We start from the raw sequence: 4,748 nt of genomic DNA, 5'->3' as shown, positions 1-4,748 counted from the left end.
AGCAAAGGATTTATATTAGCCAAACGCACATTTGAAGATGAAACGGGAATTAGCGCCGAGGAATTACCTGAGACCTGCCTATACACCTTTGACCAATTGATGGATTACGGTTTTCGACCTGAGTAGTCTGACTGGTAGCGCCACAATCAACCGTGGTTGCCCGCATTTAAGCCATTTTTATATTTTCGTAGTATGACATTGTTACTGTGCTCAAGCGATGTGACCACGCCGGACTGGAGCGCTACCACAGGTGTTGTTTCGTATAGATTTTAGATGAGGCAATTGTCCCTCTTGATTTTACCGAATGAATTGTTTATAATTGTGTATTGATGTTACAACACGACTTGCAACGGGACAACGGAGTGAGAATCTCCCGCTGCCCCGCAGCCGTGATTGGGAACGAAAGCCCACGCATTGGCAATAGCTCATTGGGCTAAACCAATGTGAGAGCCACTGGCAAAGAGGGTCGCCCGGCTATGATATGGTTCGTATCGAACTGTAGCAGAGGCCGTGTCTCCTAGTCGGGAAGGCGGGTGAGTAGGTGTACGGTAGCGTGATGCGTAAGAGCGTACCGTTGATGCCCTAAGCCGGAAGACCTGTTGCAGAGAAAGTTTGCCACGCGGGTGGATACGTGAAAGAGAGAAAGTTTAAAAAAAGAGGCCTGAAAGAGGCCCCGGCTATTATCATTGCCGCCTTTGGAACCAATACCAACGGCAGGGTGGTCTATGACATGCTGGATAATGTCCTGAAGGAACGCTTCGATGGCCTCAGGATACTCTGGGCATACACCTCCGAAATCATCAGGGAAAAAACCGGCTATCCGGGCATTCTGCAAGCGCTTGCCAAGATTGAAGAAGAAGGCTACAGGAGGGCCGTCATCCAGCCACTACAGATATTCCCCGGCACCGAGTACCAGGAACTCATGGAGACGTGTCTGGGCTTCCCGGGCATCCGGGTGGCAGCCGGAGAGAGCCTGTTGCACAGATGGCACTTCGTCAACGAGGTCTTTGACGCCATAGCAACCGACTTCCTGCCCAAAGAGGACGGCATAAACCTCGTAGTAGCACACGGCACCCCGCTGTGCGCAGACCCCGCAAACATCCTCTACATCGCACTGGAGTCATACCTCCAAAATCGATACGACAACGTGTTCGTGGCCACCGTGGATGGCATCCCCCAACGTCAGGGATCACTAAGGAAACTCATGGCTCACATTCAACATACCGGTGTACCCAAAAAGGTACGCATCATCCCCTTCATGTACGTAGCCGGAATCCACGTAGAAAAAGACCTCATGGGCAAAGAAGACAGCTTTAAAGCCGACCTCCAACAAAACGGCATCACAGTGGATTGCCCCACAATCGAGTACATGGATGCCACGTTTACAAAGGCCCTAGGCTTTTATGAAGACGTCCGCAGGTGCTTTGTCAACCGCATTGAGAGATCGCTGGAAATATTGAGGTATTACTAAAATGAATAGGACAGCAGATAATGGGGTCAAGGGGGCTGGCCCCCTTGCGGGAGGGGTACGGGGGGGGCGGAGGGGGTGGGGCACCCCGGCCACAAGACGCCCCCCGATTCTTCTTTTCTTTTTTATGTGCTTTGTGTTCGTACCCACGCCTGCATTTGCCATGCACATAATGGAGGGTTTTTTGCCGTTTTGGTGGTGCGTGTTTTGGTATGGGGTATCTGTGCCGTTTTTTGTGATAGGACTTAGGTCAATAAAGAAAACCGTAGCCGACAAAGCCAACCTCAAGATGCTCCTTGGACTGTGCGGGGCATTTATGTTTGTCCTCTCTGCCCTGAAGCTCCCCTCCGTCACAGGCAGTTGTTCGCACCCCACGGGCGTTGGGCTGGGCGCCATGCTCTTTGGCCCCACCGCCATGACGGTCATGGGCAGCATCGTGTTGATGTTTCAGGCACTGCTGCTTGCACACGGGGGCATCTCCACGCTGGGGGCAAACGTCCTCTCCATGGCGATAGTCGGCCCAATGGTCGCCTGGCTGACGTACAGGGCGTCAAACCGCCTGCGACTGCCACAGTGGACGGGGGTCTTTCTTGCCGCCACCCTGGGAGACCTATGCACATACGCCGTCACCGCAATGGAGATGGCCCTGGCCTTCCCGGCCAAGGATGGCGGATTTGCGGCATCGGCGGTAAAGTTCCTCGCCATCTTTGCCGTTACGCAGATACCTCTGGCCGTGTGTGAGGGGCTGTTGACGCTAATCGTCTTTAACGCATTGTCCACATACAGCGCCGAAGAGCTCAGGGCGCTGCCGTTTTTCTCAAACAAGGAGGCGTAAATGAAAAAAAACTTGCTAATGACAAACATTGCCTTGCTGTTACTGTGCATAGCCATTGTGGTCATCCCGCGATTCATCCACACAAATGCAGAGTTCAAAGGCACTGACAACCTGGCCACGGAAGCAATAGGGGTCATCAGGGCCGATTATATGCCGTGGATTCAACCGCTGTGGAGTCCGTCGGAGAAGGCCGAAGCCATGATTTTTGCATTGCAGGCAGCCGTCGGCATGATATTTATACTTGCCTACTTTGCCTATAAACGCACAATGAGGCTCAAGTCCGCTAAGAATGCGTCTCGGAAGCCATGATTGACACCTACGCCTACAGCAATGCCCTCAGGGACGTGCATCCGGCGGAGAAGCTCTCCTTTGCGTTCCTGACCGTGCTTGTATGCCTGCTGACCCACTCGACGTTAGTGCTGCTGCTGGTGGTGGCAATCATGACCATCGCAACGGTGTATAAGGCAGGGATACCGCTTGGGTTCTACGCAAAGGCGCTCTGTTTGCCGTTGTCCTTTGCCGTGCTGGCCGGGATTGGGGTAGCGGTGGGAGTTGTAGCCCCCGGGGATGAGACAGCCGTTGGGGTAACGCTACTTGGCAAGACCATCGGCATCACGATTGTCACGGCGAAGGAGGCCGCCCTGCTGGTGCTAAAGACCGTTGCATCGATGTCGGGCCTCTTTTTTTTTCCCTGACCACTCCCATAGTTGACGCAATGGCGGTATTGAAGATGATGCGTGTACCCGCAATAGTAGTCGAACTTGTAGGGCTTACGTACCGATTTATATACGTGTTGCTGGAGACGGCCAAGCGGGTCTACGTTGCCCAGGATGCCCGCCTTGGATACGCCGGAGTGAGGACGTCGTACCGGTCGTTAGGGATGCTGGTGTCAAGTCTGATTGTCAGGACGCTAAGATATGCCAGGGAACTTGAGATCAGCCTGGAGTCGAGGGGGTATACAGGGGAATTAAACGTGCTACAGCGAAATTATCAAGTGTCATGGAAAAACATAATTGTGATAATGACTATAGACGCAATATTGATAGCCGTTGCTGTATTAATTTGAGTATAAGGCCTGCGCAAGAAGGGGTCAAGGGGACTGGTCCCCTTGCAGGGGGGTTTGAGGGGGGGCGGAGCCGCCCCCTCTTCTCTTTTCTTCTCTTTTCTTCTCTTTTCTTTTCTTTTCTTTTCTTTTTTTTTCTTTTTTTTTCGTCGATGGAGTATAGATGAGCCAATACATTATTCAAGCCAATGACCTAACCTACAACTACCCCGATGGCACAGCGGCCCTAAGAGGTCTAAGCGTTGCCCTAGAAGTCGGCAAAAAGACGGCCATAATCGGCCCAAACGGCGCCGGTAAATCCACGTTCCTGCTACACCTAAACGCAATACTAAGGGCAAGAGAAGGCAATCTGTTCTTCAAAGGCAAGGAGTTCGGCTATGACCGCAACTCTCTGAGGCAGTTGCGCAAGAGCGTAGGGGTGGTATTCCAAGACCCCGACCGGCAGTTGTTCTCAGCCAGCGTGGCACAAGACGTCTCCTTTGGCCCCATGAATCTTGGCTTGACGGTGCAGGAGGTGACAGAGCGCACGGATTGGGCGTTGAAAGCAACGGGCATCTCCCACCTCAAGGACAAGCCCGCACATCTGTTGAGCTTTGGCCAGAAGAAGCTGGTAACCATAGCCGGGGTACTTGCCATGCAACCCGAGGTAATCGTCCTGGATGAGCCTACCATCAGCCTCGATGTTGCCCATGTCGCATTGCTCGTTGAGATACTAAACGCCTTGGCCCGCGATGGTGTCACGCTGGTGATGTCCACGCACGACGCAGACCTGGCCTACGCGTGGGCCGACAACGTCGTTGTCATCCGTGACGGCACAAAGGTTGGTGAGGGCAGCCCCGTTGAGGTCTTCAGCGATGGCGCCCTGTTACAGGACGGCGTTATATCGAGGCCGTTTGTCCTTGCCGTCTGCGATGAGTTGAAAAAGAAGGGCTTTTTTAGCGACATGGCGGTAATGCCAAGAACCAGGGATGAGCTTTTGGCAGCGATACAAGAAAAGAAAGAAAGGGGCGGCTCCGCTTTCTTTATCGCTCCAGGTCGCACCTGCCCCCTTCAGACCCCCCTACCCTAGCCATGAAGAAGCCCCCTTGACCCCGTAAAGGGCTAGTTGGTTGGGGTTTGGGTGGATTAAGGCCAGGCCGCCTCAGCCTTTGCAGCGTAGAAGTCGGCCTTTTGCGTATCACCTGTCTGGCGAAATAAGTAGGCGAGGTTGTTATACGAACCAGCAATGTACGGATGTTTTTCTCCATAAACTTCCAAGAAGATAGCAAGGGCTTTTTGTATCCTCTTTAAAAAGCATGGTAAAATTAATTTCATGGTTTAAAGGCATGGATTCCTGCTTTCGCAGGAATGACAGTTACAGGCTTTTTCCAAGTTTGTCATTC

At 52.8% G+C, this 4,748-nt stretch carries 7 protein-coding genes and 1 riboswitch; of the genes, 6 read left to right on the top strand and 1 reads right to left on the bottom strand.

Annotated elements, in window-relative coordinates; translation table 11 throughout:
* Window positions 1–299: 299 nt before the first annotated feature.
* A riboswitch (cobalamin riboswitch) is annotated at window positions 300–618 on the top strand.
* Window positions 619–631: 13 nt separating this feature from the next.
* From HWQ67_RS13350 to HWQ67_RS13325, 6 genes are all read left to right on the top strand, one after another.
* A complete protein-coding gene (locus HWQ67_RS13350; protein WP_218253185.1) occupies window positions 632–1,471 on the top strand; it encodes a sirohydrochlorin cobaltochelatase in 840 nt (279 codons plus the stop codon).
* 124 nt (window positions 1,472–1,595) lie between these two features.
* A complete protein-coding gene (locus HWQ67_RS13345) occupies window positions 1,596–2,303 on the top strand; it encodes an energy-coupling factor ABC transporter permease (protein WP_425340728.1) in 708 nt (235 codons plus the stop codon).
* A complete protein-coding gene (locus HWQ67_RS13340) occupies window positions 2,304–2,612 on the top strand; it encodes an energy-coupling factor ABC transporter substrate-binding protein (RefSeq protein WP_218253183.1) in 309 nt (102 codons plus the stop codon).
* The gene (locus tag HWQ67_RS13335) at window positions 2,609–2,998 is read left to right on the top strand and encodes a CbiQ family ECF transporter T component (protein WP_218253182.1); all 390 of its coding nucleotides are present in this window, start codon (window positions 2,609–2,611) and stop codon (window positions 2,996–2,998) included. The genes HWQ67_RS13340 and HWQ67_RS13335 overlap by 4 nt, the downstream gene beginning before the upstream one ends.
* A 20-nt stretch (window positions 2,999–3,018) precedes the next feature.
* The gene (locus tag HWQ67_RS13330; protein WP_218253181.1) at window positions 3,019–3,369 is read left to right on the top strand and encodes an energy-coupling factor transporter transmembrane component T family protein; all 351 of its coding nucleotides are present in this window, start codon (window positions 3,019–3,021) and stop codon (window positions 3,367–3,369) included.
* Window positions 3,370–3,529: 160 nt separating this feature from the next.
* The gene (locus HWQ67_RS13325; protein ID WP_218253180.1) at window positions 3,530–4,435 is read left to right on the top strand and encodes an energy-coupling factor ABC transporter ATP-binding protein; all 906 of its coding nucleotides are present in this window, start codon (window positions 3,530–3,532) and stop codon (window positions 4,433–4,435) included.
* A gap of 56 nt (window positions 4,436–4,491) precedes the next feature.
* On the opposite strand, the gene HWQ67_RS20605 is transcribed toward HWQ67_RS13325, so the two are convergent.
* A complete protein-coding gene (locus tag HWQ67_RS20605) occupies window positions 4,492–4,680 on the bottom strand; it encodes a tetratricopeptide repeat protein (RefSeq protein ID WP_425340727.1) in 189 nt (62 codons plus the stop codon).
* Between the last annotated feature and the right edge of the window lie 68 nt (window positions 4,681–4,748).

This window comes from Candidatus Magnetobacterium casense (assembly GCF_019173545.1).
GTDB classification, from domain to species: Bacteria; Nitrospirota; Thermodesulfovibrionia; order Thermodesulfovibrionales; family Magnetobacteriaceae; genus Magnetobacterium; species Magnetobacterium cryptolimnobacter.
The sequence above is the reverse complement of the archived record's forward strand: the minus strand, read 5'-3'. Positions and strand labels throughout refer to the sequence as shown.

Coding starts and splice junctions, on each gene's coding strand:
- HWQ67_RS13345 (WP_425340728.1), top strand. CDS start 1,596: ATGTGCTTTGTGTTCGTACCCACGCCTGCATTTGCCATGCACATAATG.
- HWQ67_RS13340 (WP_218253183.1), top strand. CDS start 2,304: ATGAAAAAAAACTTGCTAATGACAAACATTGCCTTGCTGTTACTGTGC.
- HWQ67_RS13335 (WP_218253182.1), top strand. CDS start 2,609: ATGATTGACACCTACGCCTACAGCAATGCCCTCAGGGACGTGCATCCG.
- HWQ67_RS13330 (WP_218253181.1), top strand. CDS start 3,019: ATGGCGGTATTGAAGATGATGCGTGTACCCGCAATAGTAGTCGAACTT.
- HWQ67_RS13325 (WP_218253180.1), top strand. CDS start 3,530: ATGAGCCAATACATTATTCAAGCCAATGACCTAACCTACAACTACCCC.
- HWQ67_RS20605 (WP_425340727.1), bottom strand. CDS start 4,680: ATGAAATTAATTTTACCATGCTTTTTAAAGAGGATACAAAAAGCCCTT.